At 48.9% G+C, this 19,800-nt stretch carries 16 protein-coding genes; 8 read left to right on the top strand and 8 right to left on the bottom strand.

What is annotated here, in order from left to right; genetic code table 11:
• Positions 1-193: 193 nt before the first annotated feature.
• The gene (locus tag CX664_RS01410) at positions 194-1,060 is read left to right on the top strand and encodes a 6-carboxytetrahydropterin synthase (RefSeq protein WP_101744991.1); all 867 of its coding nucleotides are present in this window, start codon (positions 194-196) and stop codon (positions 1,058-1,060) included.
• Here the strand turns inward: CX664_RS01410 and CX664_RS27965 are convergent.
• On the bottom strand, positions 1,032-1,328 hold the full coding sequence (locus tag CX664_RS27965) for a DUF2061 domain-containing protein (RefSeq protein WP_338063426.1): 297 nt from the start codon (positions 1,326-1,328) through the stop codon (positions 1,032-1,034). The genes CX664_RS01410 and CX664_RS27965 overlap by 29 nt on opposite strands.
• A gap of 150 nt (positions 1,329-1,478) precedes the next feature.
• On the opposite strand from CX664_RS27965, the gene CX664_RS01400 reads away from it, so the two are divergent.
• From CX664_RS01400 to CX664_RS01385, 4 genes are all read left to right on the top strand, one after another.
• Positions 1,479-2,153, top strand: a complete 675-nt coding sequence (locus tag CX664_RS01400) for a hypothetical protein (RefSeq protein WP_101744990.1) — start codon at positions 1,479-1,481, stop codon at positions 2,151-2,153.
• Between the two features lie 487 nt (positions 2,154-2,640).
• A complete protein-coding gene (locus tag CX664_RS01395; RefSeq protein WP_101744989.1) occupies positions 2,641-3,855 on the top strand; it encodes an aspartate aminotransferase family protein in 1,215 nt (404 codons plus the stop codon).
• 286 nt (positions 3,856-4,141) lie between these two features.
• Positions 4,142-5,404, top strand: coding sequence for a hydrolase (locus tag CX664_RS01390; protein ID WP_101744988.1), 1,263 nt, complete (start codon positions 4,142-4,144; stop codon positions 5,402-5,404).
• A 109-nt stretch (positions 5,405-5,513) separates the two neighbouring features.
• Positions 5,514-6,329, top strand: a complete 816-nt coding sequence (locus CX664_RS01385) for a DUF1338 domain-containing protein (RefSeq protein ID WP_101744987.1) — start codon at positions 5,514-5,516, stop codon at positions 6,327-6,329.
• Positions 6,330-6,555: 226 nt separating this feature from the next.
• On the opposite strand, the gene CX664_RS01380 is transcribed toward CX664_RS01385, so the two are convergent.
• The 5 genes from CX664_RS01380 to CX664_RS01360 all read right to left on the bottom strand — a co-directional run bounded on the left by CX664_RS01380 (position 6,556) and on the right by CX664_RS01360 (position 13,474).
• A complete protein-coding gene (locus CX664_RS01380; RefSeq protein WP_101744986.1) occupies positions 6,556-8,466 on the bottom strand; it encodes an acyltransferase family protein in 1,911 nt (636 codons plus the stop codon).
• A 93-nt stretch (positions 8,467-8,559) separates the two neighbouring features.
• Positions 8,560-9,978, bottom strand: coding sequence for a lipopolysaccharide kinase InaA family protein (locus tag CX664_RS01375; protein ID WP_101744985.1), 1,419 nt, complete (start codon positions 9,976-9,978; stop codon positions 8,560-8,562).
• Positions 9,979-10,011: 33 nt separating this feature from the next.
• Positions 10,012-10,812 carry a lipopolysaccharide core heptose(I) kinase RfaP gene (rfaP, locus tag CX664_RS01370; protein WP_101744984.1) on the bottom strand — a complete coding sequence of 267 codons (801 nt, stop codon included), beginning with the start codon at positions 10,810-10,812 and terminating at the stop codon, positions 10,012-10,014.
• The gene (locus CX664_RS01365; protein WP_101744983.1) at positions 10,813-11,952 is read right to left on the bottom strand and encodes a glycosyltransferase family 4 protein; all 1,140 of its coding nucleotides are present in this window, start codon (positions 11,950-11,952) and stop codon (positions 10,813-10,815) included. It lies immediately after the preceding gene.
• A 460-nt stretch (positions 11,953-12,412) separates the two neighbouring features.
• The gene (locus CX664_RS01360; protein ID WP_145999752.1) at positions 12,413-13,474 is read right to left on the bottom strand and encodes a hypothetical protein; all 1,062 of its coding nucleotides are present in this window, start codon (positions 13,472-13,474) and stop codon (positions 12,413-12,415) included.
• 410 nt (positions 13,475-13,884) lie between these two features.
• Between CX664_RS01360 and astA the strand changes: the two genes are divergently transcribed.
• The 3 genes from astA to astB are packed head-to-tail and all read left to right on the top strand — an operon-like array spanning position 13,885 to position 17,828.
• Positions 13,885-14,940 (top strand): arginine N-succinyltransferase, encoded by a 1,056-nt coding sequence (astA, locus tag CX664_RS01355; protein WP_101744981.1) that lies wholly within the window; start codon positions 13,885-13,887, stop codon positions 14,938-14,940.
• Between the two features lie 25 nt (positions 14,941-14,965).
• On the top strand, positions 14,966-16,447 hold the full coding sequence (gene astD, locus CX664_RS01350) for a succinylglutamate-semialdehyde dehydrogenase (RefSeq protein WP_101744980.1): 1,482 nt from the start codon (positions 14,966-14,968) through the stop codon (positions 16,445-16,447).
• 40 nt (positions 16,448-16,487) lie between these two features.
• A complete protein-coding gene (gene astB / locus CX664_RS01345) occupies positions 16,488-17,828 on the top strand; it encodes an N-succinylarginine dihydrolase (RefSeq protein ID WP_101744979.1) in 1,341 nt (446 codons plus the stop codon).
• Between the two features lie 121 nt (positions 17,829-17,949).
• On the opposite strand, the gene CX664_RS01340 is transcribed toward astB, so the two are convergent.
• Together CX664_RS01340 and CX664_RS01335 are read right to left on the bottom strand one after the other, a co-directional pair.
• Positions 17,950-18,591, bottom strand: coding sequence for a glutathione S-transferase family protein (locus tag CX664_RS01340; protein ID WP_101744978.1), 642 nt, complete (start codon positions 18,589-18,591; stop codon positions 17,950-17,952).
• A gap of 344 nt (positions 18,592-18,935) precedes the next feature.
• A complete protein-coding gene (locus tag CX664_RS01335; RefSeq protein ID WP_101744977.1) occupies positions 18,936-19,631 on the bottom strand; it encodes an RING finger domain-containing protein in 696 nt (231 codons plus the stop codon).
• Between the last annotated feature and the right edge of the window lie 169 nt (positions 19,632-19,800).

The following is a 19,800-nucleotide window of genomic DNA, read 5'->3' as shown; positions in this document are numbered from 1 at the left end:
AACGCCGCAGAGTGACTGACAACTTAGTCAGAAATATATGATTCCATTTGGTTAACTACTTATATGGGCATGAGAACGCTTATGGCTGTTTTCGGGATCCTGGCCTACTCTGCCCCTGTGGATAATTTGAATAGTTCGTTCCAAAATCAGATGATTTTCAAATCCATTCACCATTATTGATTGTGGAAGTAATATGCAGGCTCTGTTCGTAAACCAGCTTACTACCCTGGACTTCAGTTACCTCTGTCCAACTCGAGGACTGGTGGGTGAAACCTGGCTTGTGGATGTGGTGCTGGGTGGTGAGCTTGATCATCAGGGCATGGTGTTTGATTTTGGCCATGTAAAGAAACAGGTTAAAGCCTTACTGGACAGCCTGTCGGATCACCGCCTTCTGGTTCCCCTGAATGCAGAAGCAACTTCCATTACCCATAACAAAGATCAGTTAGTTGTCAGCTTCAAATCACGTCGTGGGGTGATTACCTGTTCAGCACCGGCACAGGCTGTGTTGCTGGTTGATGCCGAAGCGATCACTCCGGAGTTACTCACCCCCTTTCTGGAGGATGCCATACAACAGGAGCTGCCAGACAATGTTACCAGGGTTGAACTCAGGTTATACCCTGAGGAAATTGGCGGGGCTTACTATCACTACAGCCATGGGTTGAAGAAACACGATGGGGATTGCCAGCGGATTGCCCATGGCCATCGCTCACAGATTCGGGTTTTTGTCGATGAACAACGGGATCAGGCGCTGGAGGCATGGTGGGCAGCAAAGTGGCGTGACATCTATGTAGCCACAAAAGAGGATCTAAAGGACTCCTTCACTGACAATAACCTGGATCATTACCGATTCAGCTACACGGCCAAACAGGGGTACTTCGAACTCAGCCTGCCAAGTGCTCACTGTTATATCATCGATACCGATTCCACGGTTGAACTGCTTGCCAGCCATATTGCCCGCTCCCTGGCTGAGCGAAAGCCAGGTAAAACCATCCGGGTCGTCGCTTTTGAAGGTCTGAATAAGGGAGCTATTGCTATGCATTCAGAGCCTTTAGCGGGTTGAGAGCCTTTAGCTGATTAAGAGCCCTCAGCTGATTAAGAGCCCTCAGCTGATTAAAGGCCTTCAGCGGGTTGAAAGCCATGCCGACAGGCTTTGGTCTGGCCTTTTCAGATCGATTCCAGACCTTTTCGTGAAAATAATAAGCCACTGTATTCACAGCAGGCTCAACCATCGCCAGGGCACCACCAATCATTACATCACCGGTCATCAGGTAGCCTACTGAAAACGCAACACAAAAGTGGACTGCTGCAAAAGAAACTGTTTTAGCCATGGTGCTCTCCGGCCTTGATAATCATTTCGTCGTTGTTGGCTTTATTCTATGAGAATGATTCTCAATTGTAAAAATAAAACAATATAAACAAGATGATAGAAAAAAACTATCAGCTAATCTTTAGTTAATGGCCAAAAAGGAGAACGTGCTATGTCGTCATCACTGACGGATCAGATCAATAACCGCCCATTCCAACCCGACCCTGTTAGAGACCCGCAGATAGGCCCGTCAGTCCAGGCGGCTGCCGAGGATAAAGTTGAAACCAGCTATACCAACCAGCTGACGGAGCTCCCCAAAATGCTGGAGATGGATTTCGATAAAGTAGAAAACCTGCTGGCCAACCTGTCTGCTGCCAACCCGTTTCGCCCGGATATGGCACTTGGCAAACAGCCCGAAGTGGCCGTTATCGATGCCAGTAATAGTGTTCAAGAAGCCCCTGTCGCTCCGGTTGGCGCTGCGGTGGATGCAAGCCAGGTTAGCCAACTGAAACAAGTGAATGCCGCTCTGGCAGAGTATGATGTGCGCCTTCAGCAGGTATTTGATGCAATGGCACTTTCCCGTTCAGGGGGAAAACCGGACCTGCAAAACATGGGCACAGAGTATGAGCGCCTGATGACCTTTGTCCGGCAAACGGAATACCATTTAACTCAAGCGATCGAACTGATCCCGGAGACACTCCCGGAGAATACCGGCGAGTCAATGGCTCAGTTAATGCCCGAGTTCAGCCAAAGCCTGGTTCGCTATGACAGTGAGTTTCAGCAGATCTTCGGTGCTATTCAGCATGAATTAAAGCAGGCAGAGATTGCCAGCAAGCGCTTTCGATGAGCCTGTAAAGCCACTCTCTGCTGAGAGTGGTTCCAACTCCTTTCCTCTCATCGCCATAACACACTCCTGAATGAAATTCTTCCGGGAAATGATGCATCGATAACAAGTCCAAAAAACCAGAGATCCGGTCATGCTGCGGCTGGTGCAACCGTTTGCCAGCACTGCTGCCCTTATCGCTGCCTGACTCGGTCATGTGATCACCCAAGGGCTGGACAATTATTGGTGGGCTGCTGGTATCCACACTGCTGATTCTGGTAGTAGTACCAGTACTTTATTACCTGTTCAGCAAAATGCAGGGGAGAAACGTATAAGAACGAAAATATACCCGTACAAACTCTTGAGGCTTGTGTAGAATTACTCGTATAAATGATAAAAGCGGGCTTTAGCCATTTGAGCAGCTATTCGACCAGGAATGAGCCGTTCGAACTACAGAGAATCACCGAAGCGGTGGAATTTCCCGGGCCCACTATAACCAGGAGGAAATAGCATGTTAGAGCACGCCGTCGATCGTTCAACCTTTAATCAGGTTATGGTTCCCAATTATGCGCCCCAGGCCATGGTGCCTGTGCGTGGGAAAGGGTCACGAATCTGGGATCAGGAAGGAAAAGAGTATCTGGACTTTGCTGGCGGCATCGCCGTCAATGCTTTGGGACATTGCCACCCGGCCCTGATTGATGCCCTGAAAAAGCAAGGTGAAGAACTGTGGCATCTGAGCAATGTCTATACCAATGAACCGGCTCTTGAATTGGCCCAGCAGTTAATCAACAGCACCTTTGCGGATAAAGTCTTTTTCTGTAATTCCGGTGCAGAAGCCAATGAAGCCGCGTTTAAGCTGGCCAGAAAGTACGCGTACGATAACTTTGGCCCGGAAAAGCATGAGATCGTCTCCTTCTACCAATCGTTCCATGGCAGAACACTCTTTACTGTGACCGTAGGCGGACAAAAGAAATACTGTGAGGGCTTTGAGCCGGTTCCCGGCGGTGTGCTGCACACCACCTACAACGACCTTGAGGCACTCAAAGCCCTGATGTCTGACCGCACCTGTGCCGTGGTCGCTGAGCCTATCCAGGGTGAAGGCGGGGTTATTCCAGCTGACCCTGAATTTATCAAAGGCGTCAGAGAGCTCTGCGACCAGCATAATGCCCTGCTGGTTTTAGATGAAGTCCAGTCCGGTATGGGCAGAACCGGCCAACTCTTTGCCTATATGGGCCTTGGTGTAACACCGGACATTCTGACCAGCGCCAAATCCCTTGGCGGAGGCTTCCCGATCGGTGCCATGCTCACCACCAACAAAGTAGCGGAAAGTTTTGGTTTTGGTACCCACGGCAGCACCTACGGCGGTAACCCACTGGCCTGTGCCGTAGCCCTGGAAGTGATCAAAACCATTAATGACCCACAACTGCTGGCTAACGTCAGTAACAAGCATGACCGCTTCCGTCAGCACCTGGAATCGATGAACAGCAAATATGGCATCTTTGCTGACGTGCGGGGTAAAGGCCTGCTGATTGGTGCTGAGCTGGTTGAGAAGTATCACGGAAAGGGTAAAGACATTCTTGCCGCAGCAGCAGACGAAGGGTTGATGCTGCTGGTTGCCGGGCCGAATGTCCTGCGCTTTGCACCATCACTTATTATTCCTGATGAAGACATTGATGAGGGTATGGCACGGCTGGAACGAGCGGTTGCTACCGTGGTTTCTGCCTGAGAGCCCTGAACGCCTCGCCACACCGGCAGAGATACTTCTCGTTCCCACGCTCTGCGAGGGTGTTGCAAAAGATATAAAAGCCTTGAACCACAAAGACACGAAGACACAAAGGAAGCCTTTTTGTTTGCCGAGCGTAGCTCAGGCAAACCAAAAAAAACTTTGTGTCTTTGTGCCTTTGTGGTTCCCTTCTTTTAAGGCCTTCCGCAATACTCTCACTGCATGGGAATGCATACCCTGCCTTATCAGACACTCCATACCCGAAGTAAAAACAGAATGAGAATGTCGTATGGTTAAGCCCGCAAAAACGCTTCCCCCTGAAATTCTCCCCTGGCTTGATTTACTCAATAATCAGCATGATGAAATGCTGGCCAGAACCATTGAACTGGCAGAAATAAATTCTGGCAGCCTTAACTGTGATGGTGTCAACCAGGTGCTGGAGCAGCTGCTGACCCTGACCTCTGACTTATCAAAAGACCATGAACGCATACCTGTAAACCCATGGAAGGTGGTAAACGACAGCGGAGAAATCATTCAGCACCCACTAGGTGATGCATTAAGAATTCGCAAACGCCCTGAAGCACCTCTTCAGGTCTTTCTGTGTGGCCACATGGATACGGTTTTTCCAAAAGACAGCCCTTTTCAAAAGGTCCGCTGGCTGGATGATGACACCATCAATGGCCCCGGGGTTACTGATTTAAAAGGCGGTATTCTGGTAATGCTCAAGGCGCTGGAAGTGCTTGAGCAAAGCCCATGGGCTGAACAGATCGGCTGGGAAATACTGTTTAACCCGGATGAAGAGATTGGCTCTCCCGGCTCAGCCCCCCTGATTCAAGAGGCTGCACAACGCGTCCATCTGGGCATGATCTTCGAGCCCTGCTTTCCCGATGGCAACCTGGCCGGCCAACGCAAAGGCAGTGGTAATTTTACCGTGGTCAGCCATGGCAAAGCGGCTCATGCAGGCCGTGAACATCACCTGGGGCGCAATGCCATTCGTGCCCTCTGTGATTTTGTTGCCGCCATGGACGACCTGAATGGTCAGCAACCAGGGATCACCTTTAACCCCGGCTACATTCATGGTGGAGGCCCGACCAACATCGTGCCTGATCGCTGTATTCACAAGTTTAACATCCGCCTGGAACAACCGGATGATGAACAGTGGTGCCTGGAAAAGCTGAGCGAGATCATCGAAAGCATCAATCAGCGCGATGGCATTCAACTGGAACTGCATGGCGGATTTACGCGCAAACCCAAAGTACTCAGTCCTGCCAATAAACAGCTGCTAACACTGGCAAAAAACATCGGGCATGAGTTGGGTATTCCCCTGGACATTAAACCGACGGGCGGTTGTTGCGATGGTAACAACCTTGCCTCAGCCGGGATTCCCAATATCGATACGCTTGGGGTTCAGGGAGGAGCGATCCACAGTGATCAGGAATATTTAAACGTCAAAAGCCTTGTGCCTAGAGCCAGGCTCAGTGCGGCATTATTATTGAGCCTGGCCCATGCCAGCGCCTCGGGAGAAAATATGAACTGGTTAAAGAGCGATTAATGACTCATTCTGTTATGGATAACCTGAAAAGCCGGTCATTTCTGAAGACGACCTGTAGTCATGGCAAAATTCCGGGTAAAAATGACTGATTCAACACGGGAGCATCAACATGCAACTCACTATCCAGCAACTATTGGACGCCATGTGGCAGGACTACCTTGCCCTGACCCCCGATGCTAAACCGATTCACCAGCTCTTTGCCGATCTGAATCACGGTCAGGTAATCAACGACCATATCGCCCTGCGCACCTACAATCTTGAAAAAGTGGCACTGAATAACCTCGCTCTCCCTTTTGTTGAAACAGGCTATCAACCCGTTGACGACTATCAGTTTCCCACCAAGAAACTTTATGCCCGATATTTTCAACACCCGGATAAAACCCTGCCCAAAGTCTTTATCAGTGAACTGAAAGTAGAAGAGTTGCCAGACAACTGTCAGGAAATAATTTATGACCTGGTAACGCAGGTACCGGAAGCCACTGTCGCCCATCAGAATTTCTGCTACTCCGGTCGCCCCTGGAGCCTGACCTCTGACCAATACGAAACCCTGGCAGTAGAGAGCGAATACGCCTCCTGGGTAGCGGCCCATGGCTTTCGCCCCAATCACTTTACGGTATCCATCAACCATTTGAGTTCACACCCGGATATTCAAAGCGTCAATCAACTGCTGCTGGATAATGGGTATGACCTGAATACCAGTGGCGGCCTGATCAAAGGATCGCCTGACGTCTTGCTGGAACAATCCTCAACCCTGGCCAAAGCGGTGGACGTGACCTTTGATGACACCACCATGAAAGTCCCTGGCTGCTATTACGAGTTCGCCCGGCGCTACCCAATGGCCAACGGTCAACTTTACCAGGGGTTTGTGGCGGCATCTGCGGATAAGATATTTGAGAGTACGGATGTGGCTTCAGGCACCAGATAGCCGGTCAGCCGAGGAACCAACTGGCTATAACATTGGTCTTAACCGGAATAGCAGGGAGATGGCAGTGAAAAAGGCTCATTCGATCGAATAAGCCCGAAGGTGGGTTATCTTTGAATAAATCCTCTATTTAGATTACAGGCCTTATTATAATCAACTCCTTCGCATTCAAATGGGATCATCCGTACACAGGGACAGTCGCTTGTTGGCCTGTGAAAAGACCGTATTTTCAATTGGCAGACAAAGGATTACCAAACTGCTCCAGAAAACGCCGACCAATGATTTTTGAACCCGCATAGTTCAAATGGTTATCATCCCGATAGAGAGGGGTACCATCCAGAACCGTATCACAACGCGCTTCATTGCACATGGCAGAACGGGGGTTAATCCAGTCAACCTGGGGATATCGGGCCTGAATAGTCTCTTTAAAGCGGTAGAAGTTTACCTGCTCACTCTCCACATCCGCCCTTGGCACAGTGCAATCCCGCTGATCCTTCAGCAGACAGTAGGCAAAACTGTTGGATGGAAGTCGAAATGCATCTTCAATAACCACTACCCTGTGCCCACGCTCAAGCAGCCAGCGGACAATATTCACAAAGTAGCCCTGATATTGATTGCTGGCCAGATAGGCAGTCCACCAGGCGGATAGAAAAATAGTCATTGGCTCGCCGTGATCAAGGTAATCCTGAAGAGCCTGGTTACGTTTTACTTTTCTCTCATCTCCAGTAGCAACCGTGTCTTCTGCCAGGATAAACGGCGATGAGGCCTTGGTGACCAGCAAGGTAGTTATCCCCTGCCGCTTACTGAGCTCCTCGACAAAACCAGCCATGGCTGTTGCATGGGAATCCCCCAGCAACATGGCATCAGGCTTTTTGCCTGGTTCCTTTGCTCCAAGCAGGCAATGCTCACCCTGGTCAAAGCTAACAGCATCCCCATCAAAACAGGGATCAAAAATATCTCCTGCATTCTGCTGATTGATCACCCGATACAGTTCACGGTTCTTTTGTGGTATGCGAAAACTGATATCATCAGCGACACGAATCGTCACCTGCACAGCCCAGATAACGATAGCAGGCAACAGCATCAATAACAGAAAAGACTTTTTCAAAGACCAGTCTGTGTAACGAAGCTTCGATTCCACAAAGGTATAGCTGAACCAACTTAATACCAGACTTGCAGCAATCAACAACAACTGGTTAGTCAGATCCAGTGGAATCAACTGATTATTCAGTATCGCTACCAGAGGCCAGTGCCAGAGATAAAGCGAATACGACAAAGCCCCAAGGTAAACCAGTGGTGCAGAACCAAGCAGTCGTCCAGCCAGAGCATTACTGTTATTAAGGCCTGAATAAATAACCAAACCGGTACCGAGCACTGGCCACAGGGCATTATAACCAGGAAACAACGAATCTTTGGTCAATACCAATGCACTGCCAATAATCAGAGCCAGGCCAGACAAAGAAAGACCATTGGAAGTCAGGTCATTCACCCGGGGCAGACGGTTGCCAAACAGAGCCAGCCCAGCTCCCAGCAACAACTCAAACAAACGGGTCGTCAGCAGAAAATAGGCAGAATCAGGTGCAGCGTCAGTACGGTAAATGGAGTAGCCAAAAGTTGCCAGCCAAAACACCAGAAAAACCCAGGGTGCTGCTGAGCGATTCAAATAACGATAAACCAGAAACAGAACGGGAGGCCAAAGAAAATAAAACTGAAATTCAACAGCCAGGGTCCAGGTATGCAACAGTGGCTGAGTAGCTGCGTCTGCTGAAAAATATTTGGCAAACTCATCAATAAAGTAAAAATTACTATAACCGACCAGGGAGTAAAGCCAACTCTTTGAGAAGATATAATACTCTTCATCCATGTAGATAGGCGAGATCAGCAGAAAAACAACAAACGACATCAGCAGTAAAGCCGGTATCAACCGCTTTATACGTTTGCTGTAAAAATCACTGAACAAGAAAGTACCTGCTGAAAGCTGTTTCATTAGCAGGTTACTCATAACAAAGCCGGTTATTACAAAAAATACATCAACACCAACATAGCCACCGCTGATGATACTGAACTGAAAATGATAAAGCAGTACAAGGGCTGCGGCGATAAAACGGAGGCCGTCGATGTCTGGGCGGTATTTATACATCTTAAATAGATATCACACAGGTGTTAAATCATAGTTACTACTGCGAGAATTGCCGAGTAATCTTTTTGAATAGAAACAACTGCTTTAAAGCCTTTAGCGGCAAAAAAGTCCTGCTGCAATTGAGCGCACAGGCCAGTTTCTATTAAATCTTTCTCGATCTTTATTCAGCAATTTCTCTGATTTTTCTTCAGACTTTAAAATAACCGTCTGATCCAGATCAATGACCAGAAGCCGGTGATCCGTGAGCATAAAATTAGTCGCCTTCATATCCCCATGAAACACCAATCCTTCTTTAAGGGTTGACAGTATTTCAATCAGATCCTGAGCCCTATTTTCTGCTTCCGGGGTAATTTCTGTCAGGCTATTGAAGTAATGCAGGGCATCCTCTGCCTCAACATATTCCGTGACCAAATAGCTGCATGTTACAAAGGGCCCAAATCTATGCTCCAGTAAAGCTAACGGCTTTGGAGTATCAATCCCCAGCAGGCGCAGCAGGTAATGGGCTGCATACCAGGCATTGCGGGCACGGGATTTTCTGAAACCACGGAAAAACTGGTGCAGCCAGCCTTTAGTGCTTTTGTAACGTTTAACAAACACTTTTTTACCATCATCCAGGGTAACGATGGATACCGTGTTAGTGCTGCCCCTTTTCAGAACATGACCAGCATTGATAAACCTGTCTGGTGATGCCAGAAATGTGGTTAATGCTTCACTGATTTCTACTCTGTCCATCACCTGAAACTTGCGAAAGCCGGACTCTGCGACAAAATCGGTACAGGTTCTGAATACTTTTTCCAGATAACGCTCCCGCCACTTTCTTCTCTTCCGAATAGCTTTGGCAAGACACTGTTCGTCTATCCCTTCGAGAGGATGAATAGATTGATAAGCAGGCTGACACTGAAGAGAAAGATGATCAAACCGTGGGAACAGGACAGAAAGAAAAAAGGCCAGATTGTCCAGCGCCACTGATTGGGAAATCTGTACACTCTCCCTGTGAACACCACCACCATCAATCAAAAACAACGTTTGCCCCACCATCAGGAAATTATCCAGATGTGGGTCATTATGAAGGATATTGTGCTGATGCAACTGGCCGACTGTTTCTACGACCTGCTTAAGCAACGCCAGGCGTTGATCATCACTGAGATTCCTCTGCCATACTTGCTCAAGAGATTGGCTGTCCTCAAGAAATTCGGTGGTTAACAGGCCAAAATCCTGAAGCTGCCGGGTTTCAATCAGAGCAGGAGTATTAATTCCTGCATCGGCAAAGCTTTTAAGGCCCGCGAGTTCACGCTGTAAATGTCGTGTCGCTGAACTTCCTGTAAAGAACTTTGCCAGAACAGTTGCACCGTCCACAATCGCTCTGGCTACTAACCGTTTGCCCGGCAGAAAACGCAATACAGCATCAATCAGGATCTTCTGCCCGTGAATGTCCAGAATAGAACCATTCCGAGGAGCTTCTTTCAGGTTCGTCAGCTCTTCCGGTGTGTAAAAAAGTTTCCCTGTGGTCATTCCCTTCTCTCAAATAACGTCGAATACAACCGGTTACTGTCGTGCTTTTCTGGCCATTCGCTGATAAAGCTTGTGGGCTTTTCTGGTAATCTTCAGCCACATGGGCAAATGCTGCTTTAATGCTTCTCTTAATGGCAGACCGGTATAGGTTTTGATAAAACGAAAGATATCCCTTTGGGTGATACCAATGCCCATGGCTGAATAGTAGAGTCCGGAAAGGTCCTTGATCACCCAACGTAAAGGTGTCGCATCTCGCAACTGGGCTCGATGGAGGTCAATCAGATAAAATGTCAAATTGTGCGGATCCGGTATCTGCCGGTCAGGCATCATAAAGTGACAAAGATAATAATCCCGATGATTAATACCATTGCCGTGCATTTTTTTACTGATCTCTGCCAACTTATTAATCATGGCCAGTTTTAACCTGAATGTCGGCGGCTCCACTGACCAGGGCTTACAAAAATCTTCCAGCGTGACCATATCCCTGAGTTCTTCAGTGACCAGAAACGAACGCCGGGTTGCGGGATTGCTGCCAGTTTCGCCAAACGCTACCGGTGTCATGGTGGTGATCCCAACGTCGTGCAACCGGTTCAACGCTTCCCACTCATTGCGGGCACCGAGCACCGGTTTGCGCAGACGAATAAGGTTTTCGATGATTTCAAACCACCCAACACCACCATGTACTTTGGCAAAATACCCCTGGCCATTCAGCTCAAAACGAAAGGTTCTCCGTGCTTCCAATGCCCGATAGATTTCACCATCCATATTTTCCAGCAGCTGCTGAGGATCCTTTCCCTGCCAGGCTTTGTTAAAGTCATCTCTCAGATAAAGCACTTAGTAAGCCCCCTCTGCCCACTTCTTTTCAGCCCGGGCAATAATCAGCTCTGCCGCACACTGGGGCAGGCTATACAAATCGGTAGTTTTACTGAAGTTAACGGCGTTCTCAGACCATTGTTTCCGCTGTTCAGATAACAACATCTCACTGACTGCCTGATTTAGCGCATCCTGGGAAAAGGGTGAACGAATTACCCGCCCGGCATCAGCCTCAAGAATATAATGGGCATAACCACACACATCCGTCGTTAATACCGGAAGCCCTGCTACCAGAGCTTCCAGTAAAACGGTTCCGGTGTTTTCGTTGTAGGCCGGGTGAATCAGCAAGTCGGCTCCCAGAAGAAATCTTGGGATATCATCCCGGCCTTGAAAAAACTGAATCTTGTCAGTAATGCCCAGGTGCTTTGCCATCGTCAGAAAAGGTTTCTGTTTATCCTGACCAATGATAAAGAAACGAGTTGACTCGTTAAGTAGTTCAGGCAATGCAGCAATGGCTTTCAAAGCCCGATCCAGACCTTTGGTTCTGAACCCCGAGCCCACCATCAATACCAGCCGGTCTTCATTGCCAAGGCCGAACTCCTGGCGGAACGCCTCTCGAATAATGTCCGCATCCACTGGCCGACAGCGATCTTTTGCTATACCCGGCGGTAGCAGTTGCAGGCGCTCATCGGGTGTCTGGTAATAGCGTTGGAACTCGGGTTTTTGCAGGGCAGAAATGAGCAACGAAACGGTTTGGCTGTCTTTACCAAAAACCGCTGTTTCCAAAGCACAGTACTGTCTGTAGCGGGCGCTTAGTTTATAAAGCCAGAATCTGCTGTCTGATTTGGCTTTATAACAGGTGTCAGCGGCATAATAGATATCCAGTCCGGGCATTTTATTAAAACCGGTGAGGAGCACCTTCGGCTCGTTTCTCAACGACTGCTGTACCTGCTGACAGAAGTCAGTCATCTTTTTGTGATTAGTCAGCCCTTTAACCGGCAGTAGACGTATATCAAAACCTTCCGGTTTATCACCATGCCAGCTTGTGGTGTAGACACGGATACCATATCCACGATGTTTGCACTCACTGGCTATTCGCAGAAAGTCCCGCTGCAATCCGCCATAGGGAAAATATTTATACAGTGCGAAAGCAAGTATCATGATGTGATGCTGCCCTGAAACAATCAGCCGAAGAGCCTGTCAGACTTAAATCCGAGAGTATCCGTTGAAAGATCGACACCAAAAAGCACCTTTCCCCCACGCTACCGCCCGTCGAATTTAAGGCGCTATACCGAAACAGCCTGATTCAGATATTTGAAGTCCCCAGCACACCGGATTGTTAAACGACCATCAGGGTTAACCTGCGGCTTAAATCGCTCAGACAGGCGCTACCTATAAAACCTGATATGTATTATGTGTAACAACTGCATAAGCAGCTATATCACAGTGAAATGGGCTAGTATTTAATGACGTATGGTCAATCAAATGAAGCAAGGGATTCTACCGCTATCGCAGATCATTGCAATAAGTGGAGAGACTGGCACCATTAATCTGATAACAACCTCTCCCTCTTGCAAATAGAGGTCTGAAAGCTGTATTTACCGGTGTTTTTAATATCACATCACGCCGCAGATACAAGGTCAGCATTGTCATTGGCTCTTCTCAAACGTGCCGCCGCCCGATCAATCTCATTGATATCCTGATCCCTGTAGCGCTCATAATCATTCAGCGCCTGTCGGTAGCCTGCTTCGATCTGCTCAGGCGTCAATTCTCCCTCCGCCGGTAAACCCAGCAAATTCCGGTCTATTTTGTCTTGCTCCCGGGCCTGATGAACCAGCCTGGCCTGTAACGCCCGCCTTTTTGCCTCCTGCAAATCCCGTTGTGTGACAAATCGATATAATTGTTCCTGAGCGTGTTTGACCAGACTCACCTCCCGGTCAAAGAGCTCTTTTGGTAGTCCTGACTGCGCTTTCTCATTGCAACGGGCTTCTGCCGCCTGATAAATATCGTCTTTGGTAACTGCCTCTATATCCTGATGAATTCTCAGCAGCTGTATTGCTGCACCGATATTCTCAGGAGGTGGCATGGGAAAGTAATTCGACGACTCTGTGTTCCCAACCAACCTGTCTCTGATAGGGCGATTAATAAAGCTGTCTTTATGGTAAAGACGCCCCTCATTCATTTCATGATTGGAGAGAAATACAAAATCCAGGGCTACCTTGGCGCATCCCAGAAACCTCAGGCCAAAAGCGGTGCCTGCAGCTACTGCTCCCGTAGCCAGAATACTGTAGGGAGACAGAGTGATTAACGACGTGAAAAAACCAAGTAAACTGCCATAGACCCCACCAACCACCATGCGACTGCCAAAATACGTCAGTTTATTTTCATCACAGCGTTCCCCCTGAAACGGCAAGTGTCTCAGCCAGCGAAAGCTCAGAAAATCTCCAAGAACAGGCAGATCCTCTATCGGGAGTCTATCTAATAGTACGGGCAGGCGATCCGTTGGGAACTGGTCACTTGAATAATATCGCAGTACGGCCTCACCTATCGCTTCACAAGCCATAATAATGATGCCGGTCAGGGCCGATTTAAGAATGATCGGCAAGGCCATCATACCAACCATAAAAGTAGCGCCAGCCATGGCCCAGACAGCGAGATATCCGGCCCAGTTGAATGCGTCCATAATATGCCACATGCTCGTTTCTACGGCACAGACAACCCTGCTGAACAGCGACTTACAGCGCTCAGTAAAAGAGAAGGGTTCTTTTGTTATATAGGTTCCATCAGGCTCGCCAGGTGCAATACTGCTACTGGCAATTGCAGGCTGCTCAGAAGAGGATTCACTCGGCTCACGAGGCCGCGGAACCACAGGCAAAAGAACGGGTGACTGAATCATAGGTATTTTTGGTGAACTGTTTTTACCACTAACAAAGTGAGCGAAACGGTATCATTTCCTGAATTATTGAAGCTAAACTATAGGTGCATTTTTTCTCTTTGCAGGGTCTTTCCATCAATAAAAGTTGAGGTAACATTTCCAGGTCTCTTTATGTCGCGATAACTAACTGACTATTAAAACAAAGGCAAAGTCTGACTATGATTGTTATTCGTCCCATTCATGAGCAGGATCGTGAGGCCCTCTGGCAAATTGCCAACCAGACGGGTGCCGGATTCACCTCCCTGCAACCTCACCGCCCCATGGTTGATAATAAACTGGCATGGGCGCTCACCTCCTTTAAGCAGGCTTCGCTGGCAGCATCGCAGAAAACAGGTACTTCTGCCGCAGAACCGAAAAACAATCTCTATCTGTTTGTGATGGAAGATACCGAAACCGGTCAGATTATGGGCACTGCGGGTATCGAGTCCGCCGTCGGGCTTGAGGCTCCCTGGTATAACTACAAGGTGAGTAAACAGGTCCATGCCTCACAACAACTGGATGTCTACACCATGGTGGACACCCTGATGCTCTGCAGCGACCATACCGGCTTTTCAGAACTTTGTACGCTCTTTTTGCTGCCGGATTATCGTCACTCCAAAAACGGTACGTTTCTTTCCAAGAGTCGCATGTTGTTTATGGCAGCCTTTCCGGAACTGTTTGCTGAAGGCCTCTTTGCAGAAATGCGTGGCTACTGTGATGATCAGGAAGTGTCTCCTTTCTGGGAAGCCCTGGGCCGTCACTTCTTTGCAGTGGACTTTGCCGAAGCTGATCGCCAATCCACTGTCGATAAAGCGTTTATTGCCGAGCTGATGCCTCGCCACCCAATCTACACCAATTTGCTGCCGGATGAAGCCAGGGAGGTCATTGGTGTTACCCACGAAAGCACAACGCCTGCCCGACATCTGCTGGAATCTGAAGGCTTCTACTACACTGGCTATGTGGATATTTTTGATGGAGGTCCGCTACTGGAAGCCAGAGTCAAGGACGTACGCTCAGTAAGAGATTCACGACAGTACAAAGTTAAAATTGTTGAAAACAACACAACGGATCAGCGCCGCTGGCTGATGGCCAATAGTGAGTTGAACGATTTTCGCTGCATCATGGGCAATCTTTCCTACGAAGGACTGGAGTTTGTCATGATCACTAAAGAGCAGGCATCAGCACTTAACATTGAAGAAGGCCAATTGCTGCGGGTAGTGCCTTTATCCAGCTAGTCAACGAATTGAGAGGATTAAGACCATGCCAGACACAAATGAACAACAATGCCTGTTTATCAATGGACAATGGCTTAAGGCAAATGGCAAACCCTTTTCATCCGAAAATCCGGGAACAGGCAATGAGCTCTGGCAAGGAGCCAGTGCCACCACAGAGCAAGTAGACCAGGCAATAAGCGCCGCCCGGGAAGCCAGTCATCATTGGGCCTTTCGCCCATTTCAAGAACGAGAGGCGTTCATTAAGGCGTTTGCCAATGAGCTGGAGCAGAATAAAGAGGCCCTGGCAGAAATCATTGCCAGAGAAACTGGTAAGCCGCTCTGGGAAGCCAAAACGGAAGCGGCTGCTATGGCCGGGAAAATCGCCATTTCAATAAAAGCCTACCATGAGCGAACGGGCACCGTTGAAAATGTCATGCCCGTAGGAAAAGCCGTGATTCGTCACAAGCCACATGGGGTTGTTGCGGTATTTGGCCCCTACAACTTTCCGGGCCACCTTCCCAATGGGCATATTATTCCCGCACTGCTGGCTGGCAACACCGTGGTTTTCAAGCCCAGCGAGTTAACACCGGCCGTTGCGGAATACACGATAAAACTCTGGCAGCAGGTGGGAATACCCGACGGAGTTATCAATCTGGTTCAGGGAGAAAAAGAAACTGGCATCGCTCTGGCCGGGCACCCCGGTCTTGATGGTCTGTTTTTCACCGGCAGTTCAAACACCGGCAAGATGATCCACCAGCAGTACGGCGGCCAGCCGGGTAAAATTCTGGCGTTGGAAATGGGTGGCAACAATCCGCTGATTGTCACCGAGATGGCAGATATCAAAGCCGCAGTACACGACACTATTCATTCAGCATTTATCACCGCCGGTCAACGCTGCACCTGTGCCCGCCGACTTTTTGTTCCCACAACGCCCTGGGGGGATCAGTTTGTTGATGCGCTGACTGTAGCGGCAGCGAGGATCAAAGTAGGTCAATGGGATGATCAGGAAGCGCCGTTTATGGGAGCGCTTATCTCTGAAGCAGCGGCCAAACAGATATTGTCAGCCCAGGAAACGCTGCAAAAGCTGGGCGGCAACAGCCTGCTTTTATCAACACATCTTCAAGCGGGAACCGGCTTAGTCTCTCCGGGTATTATTGATGTGACCAATATCAAAGACCTTCCCGATGAAGAGCACTTTGGCCCACTGTTGCAAATTATCCGTTACGATCGTTTTGAAGATGCCGTTGCAGACGCCAATAACACCCGTTTTGGTCTTTCCGCCGGATTGTTCAGTGAAGCACCAGAGCAGTACCAGTTCTTTTTGCAGAGAATACGTGCAGGTATCGTTAACTGGAACCGGCCAATCACCGGTGCCAGCAGTGCCGCACCTTTTGGTGGCCCAGGTGACAGTGGCAACCACCGCCCCAGTGCCTATTTCGCTGCCGATTACTGTGCCTACCCGGTGGCCAGTGTTGAGTCGGAGTCACTGAGTATGCCCAAAGAACTCGCGCCCGGGCTTGATTTGTAAACGGTACCTTCGCGTTCAACCAATGGTGAAGTAGTCAATAATGAAAACAATAGAAGCCAACTTTGACGGACTGGTCGGCCCTACCCACAACTATGCAGGGTTATCCCGGGGTAACAAAGCCTCAATCCATTATGCGGGCAAAGTAGCAAACCCAAGGGAAGCGGCTCTCCAGGGTCTGGAGAAAATGAAGGCGCTCAGTGAACTGGGCTTTATCCAGGGTGTGTTAGCCCCCCAGGAGCGCCCGGATGTTGCCACACTGCGAAGGCTCGGTTTCACCGGCAGTGATTCACGGGTCCTGTCTGACGCGGCGCAACAGATGCCAGCAGTTCTGGCAGCCTGCTGCTCTGCTTCCAGCATGTGGACCGCTAATGCAGCGACGGTCTCCCCCAGTGCAGACTGTGCTGATGGTAAAGTACATTTCACGCCCGCTAACTTAATCAATAAATTCCACCGCTCCATTGAGCATGACGTTACCGGAAAAATACTAAAATCGACGTTTAATAACCCGAACCACTTTGTTCACCACCAGGCTCTGCCATCCACCGAATACTTTGGTGATGAAGGGGCCGCAAACCACACCCGTTTTTGCCATGAATATGGCGAACAGGGCGTTGAATTTTTCGTTTATGGCCGGGAAGCATTTAACCCGCAAAGTACCTCACCACAGAAATACCCTGCCCGCCAGAGTCTTGAAGCCAGTCAGGCTGTCGCCCGCCTGCATCAGCTTGATCCGGACAAAGTGGTATTTGCCCAGCAAAACCCGGTGGTTATTGATCAGGGCGTTTTTCATAATGATGTTATCGCTGTGGGCAACCGCAACCTGCTGTTCTGCCATGAACAGGCATTTGTGGAGCAGGCTGGTGTCTATGAGTCATTAAGAAAGGCTTATGGGTCGCAGGACTTCCATATTGTTGAAGTAGCAGATCAACAGGTTTCTATAGCACAGGCAGTTGGGACTTATCTGTTCAATAGCCAACTGCTGTCGCTGGACCATGGCGGGACAATGATCGTTGTCCCCTCTGAGTGTGAAAATGAACCCGCTGTCTGGAACTACCTGCAAAGCATACTCAACGACGCAAGTTGCCCAATTACGGATCTGAAGGTTTTTGATCTGCGCCAAAGCATGAATAACGGTGGAGGCCCGGCCTGCCTGCGACTGAGAGTCGTATTAAACGACCAGGAACTGGCAGCGACCAATCAACATTGTCTGATCAACAACCAGCGCTTTGCCACCCTCAGCCGCTGGGTCAAAAAGCACTATCGTGATCAGTTGTCTGAAAAAGACCTGGCCGACCCGCTTTTACTGATGGAATCCCGAACGGCCCTGGATGAACTGACACACATTCTTAACCTGGGTTCAGTCTATCCATTCCAGAATTAATAGCCTTCAAGCGTATGTAAGGAACAGTTCTGAAATAACTTCCACATTTCTACAGACGCTGCCCGAAAAGCCAGAACCACTTGTGCTTTTACGGGCAACGGGTGGCGGGCGGCGATCTTTTTTACTTACCGCCAAACACTTTTTTATCTTCTGCAATCCGGTGACCCACGGCTGGATGCTGGAAAATCCGATCAATATACGCCGCCAGCTTTGGATACTCAGCAGAGTCAATCTGGACTCCAGCATGGATGAGATTAATAAAGTGACTGGCCAGGGCAATATCAGCTAACTGAACCACCCCACCAAACAGAAAGTCAGTTTCCGGAACCTGAGATTCCAGATAAACACAAATCTGCGGCAGTTTGGTTTGTAAAATTTCCTGCACTTTGTCTTCATCAGCAGGCTGGTTAATCAGCTTCTTGGCAACACGCTCAAAAAAGACCGTTCCCAGTACCTGGAGCATCGCCGTATCGGCATACTCTTCAAACCAGCGGGCCCTGGCTTTTTCCTCCGGCGTCTTTGGGTAGAGAGCCTGTTCTGGATAACGGTCCTCAAGGTACTCACAGATCACCGAGGAGTCAGCAATCGTCACCTTGTCATCTTCCCAGGCAGGAATTTTTTTCAGGGGGCTGATTTTTTCAAAGCCTGCCGGTTTCATAAACGGGGTAACCGGCACTAACTCATAGTCAAGTTGTTTTATTTCAAGAGCCAGCAGTACTTTTCGAACCATGGGCGACAGTGGCACCCCATAAAGCTTACTCATGGTCACATCCTCTATAATTATTGTTTTCAACCAACAGCTATCCTACCTTTTACTCCAGCCTTTGCAATATCCAGAAAACCGGAACATGACCTTCCCGCCCTTATAAGTAGTTAACCAAATGGAATCATATATTTCTGACTAAGTTGTCAGCCACTCTGCGGCGTTGCAACTCCGGTCACATAGCTACGGCTATGCTCCCTACGTTGCGCCTTGCATAGCAACTGCCCACTTAGCCAGAAATATACGATTCCATTTGGCCAACTACTTAAGGCGAGTTTCTGCGCAATGAGCAAAACATTAAAAAAACTCATTCCGGGCAACTTTCATAGTAAATAGGAGAGGTATTACGATTCCAGATACGTGCTTGTTACCAAAGCTGCCATGCTAATAGACGCTGCGGTCATCAGCCCTCCGGCCATGCCATTGATGCCTGAATCAATACCAGAGGCAAGAAGACTGGAACTATCAGGACGTACCAAGGCACCAACAAAGAAGCCGACAAGGCCAGCAGCCCCAATGCCAAGGGCTCCGCCCGTGCTCACGGAAACGGCCAAGCTGCGACCACTGTTTGTGGGCAGGTTATTATAAACATAGGCTAATGCAGAAGCACCAGATAAAATATGACTGACGCCGATGCCGCCAATGGAATAACCTGCGACCATATAGGCAGCGTTCGACTGATGAGGGAGGAATCGAGCAAAGGTGTTGATCAATCCTCCTCCAGTGGTAAAGACCATGCTGCCAAGTGCGAAGGGGCTGTCCAGAAAGTTAGTCCTGAGGTACGAGGCAGTAGCTGGTACTGTTCTTATTAAACGCCTGGTTATGGTGATACTCCTGCCATATATCTGATCAAGGTCGAGCGGTGCCCGGCAGGCAGGGCAGGTCGGGTTGTTGCTTCCCCAGCGAATAATACACGATCGGCCAAAAACATGATGACAATTCAGGTTAACTGCATCATGGCCAGGCTGGCTGGTAAAATCTTCCATGCAAATCAAACAGTGACTCACACTATGATTGGCAGGAACAGAGCTTATTTCCATGTATATTTTCCTGTTTTGATTGGCCGCACGTCGTTGTTCATTCACTGGATAAATTGGCCATTGGTATCCAGACGCTTTTTCATCTGGACATTTTTTCCCGGAAATAGTTCAACGGTGATTCATTATTGCGGTTATTCAGTTTGAGGATATGGATATCATGAACAAGACA

It is taken from the genome of Endozoicomonas acroporae (assembly GCF_002864045.1).
Taxonomy (GTDB): Bacteria; Pseudomonadota; Gammaproteobacteria; order Pseudomonadales; family Endozoicomonadaceae; genus Endozoicomonas; species Endozoicomonas acroporae.
The sequence above is the reverse complement of the archived record's forward strand: the minus strand, read 5'-3'. Positions and strand labels throughout refer to the sequence as shown.

What these genes read in the sequence shown, in the direction of transcription:
- astA (WP_101744981.1), top strand. Translation starts at nt 13,885, where the DNA reads ATGATTGTTATTCGTCCCATTCATGAGCAGGATCGTGAGGCCCTCTGG.
- CX664_RS01395 (WP_101744989.1), top strand. Translation starts at nt 2,641, where the DNA reads ATGTTAGAGCACGCCGTCGATCGTTCAACCTTTAATCAGGTTATGGTT.
- astB (WP_101744979.1), top strand. Translation starts at nt 16,488, where the DNA reads ATGAAAACAATAGAAGCCAACTTTGACGGACTGGTCGGCCCTACCCAC.
- CX664_RS27965 (WP_338063426.1), bottom strand. Translation starts at nt 1,328, where the DNA reads ATGGCTAAAACAGTTTCTTTTGCAGCAGTCCACTTTTGTGTTGCGTTT.
- CX664_RS01400 (WP_101744990.1), top strand. Translation starts at nt 1,479, where the DNA reads ATGTCGTCATCACTGACGGATCAGATCAATAACCGCCCATTCCAACCC.
- CX664_RS01340 (WP_101744978.1), bottom strand. Translation starts at nt 18,591, where the DNA reads ATGAGTAAGCTTTATGGGGTGCCACTGTCGCCCATGGTTCGAAAAGTA.
- CX664_RS01385 (WP_101744987.1), top strand. Translation starts at nt 5,514, where the DNA reads ATGCAACTCACTATCCAGCAACTATTGGACGCCATGTGGCAGGACTAC.
- CX664_RS01410 (WP_101744991.1), top strand. Translation starts at nt 194, where the DNA reads ATGCAGGCTCTGTTCGTAAACCAGCTTACTACCCTGGACTTCAGTTAC.
- CX664_RS01380 (WP_101744986.1), bottom strand. Translation starts at nt 8,466, where the DNA reads ATGTATAAATACCGCCCAGACATCGACGGCCTCCGTTTTATCGCCGCA.
- CX664_RS01375 (WP_101744985.1), bottom strand. Translation starts at nt 9,978, where the DNA reads ATGACCACAGGGAAACTTTTTTACACACCGGAAGAGCTGACGAACCTG.
- CX664_RS01390 (WP_101744988.1), top strand. Translation starts at nt 4,142, where the DNA reads ATGGTTAAGCCCGCAAAAACGCTTCCCCCTGAAATTCTCCCCTGGCTT.
- CX664_RS01365 (WP_101744983.1), bottom strand. Translation starts at nt 11,952, where the DNA reads ATGATACTTGCTTTCGCACTGTATAAATATTTTCCCTATGGCGGATTG.
- CX664_RS01360 (WP_145999752.1), bottom strand. Translation starts at nt 13,474, where the DNA reads ATGGACGCATTCAACTGGGCCGGATATCTCGCTGTCTGGGCCATGGCT.
- CX664_RS01335 (WP_101744977.1), bottom strand. Translation starts at nt 19,631, where the DNA reads ATGGAAATAAGCTCTGTTCCTGCCAATCATAGTGTGAGTCACTGTTTG.
- astD (WP_101744980.1), top strand. Translation starts at nt 14,966, where the DNA reads ATGCCAGACACAAATGAACAACAATGCCTGTTTATCAATGGACAATGG.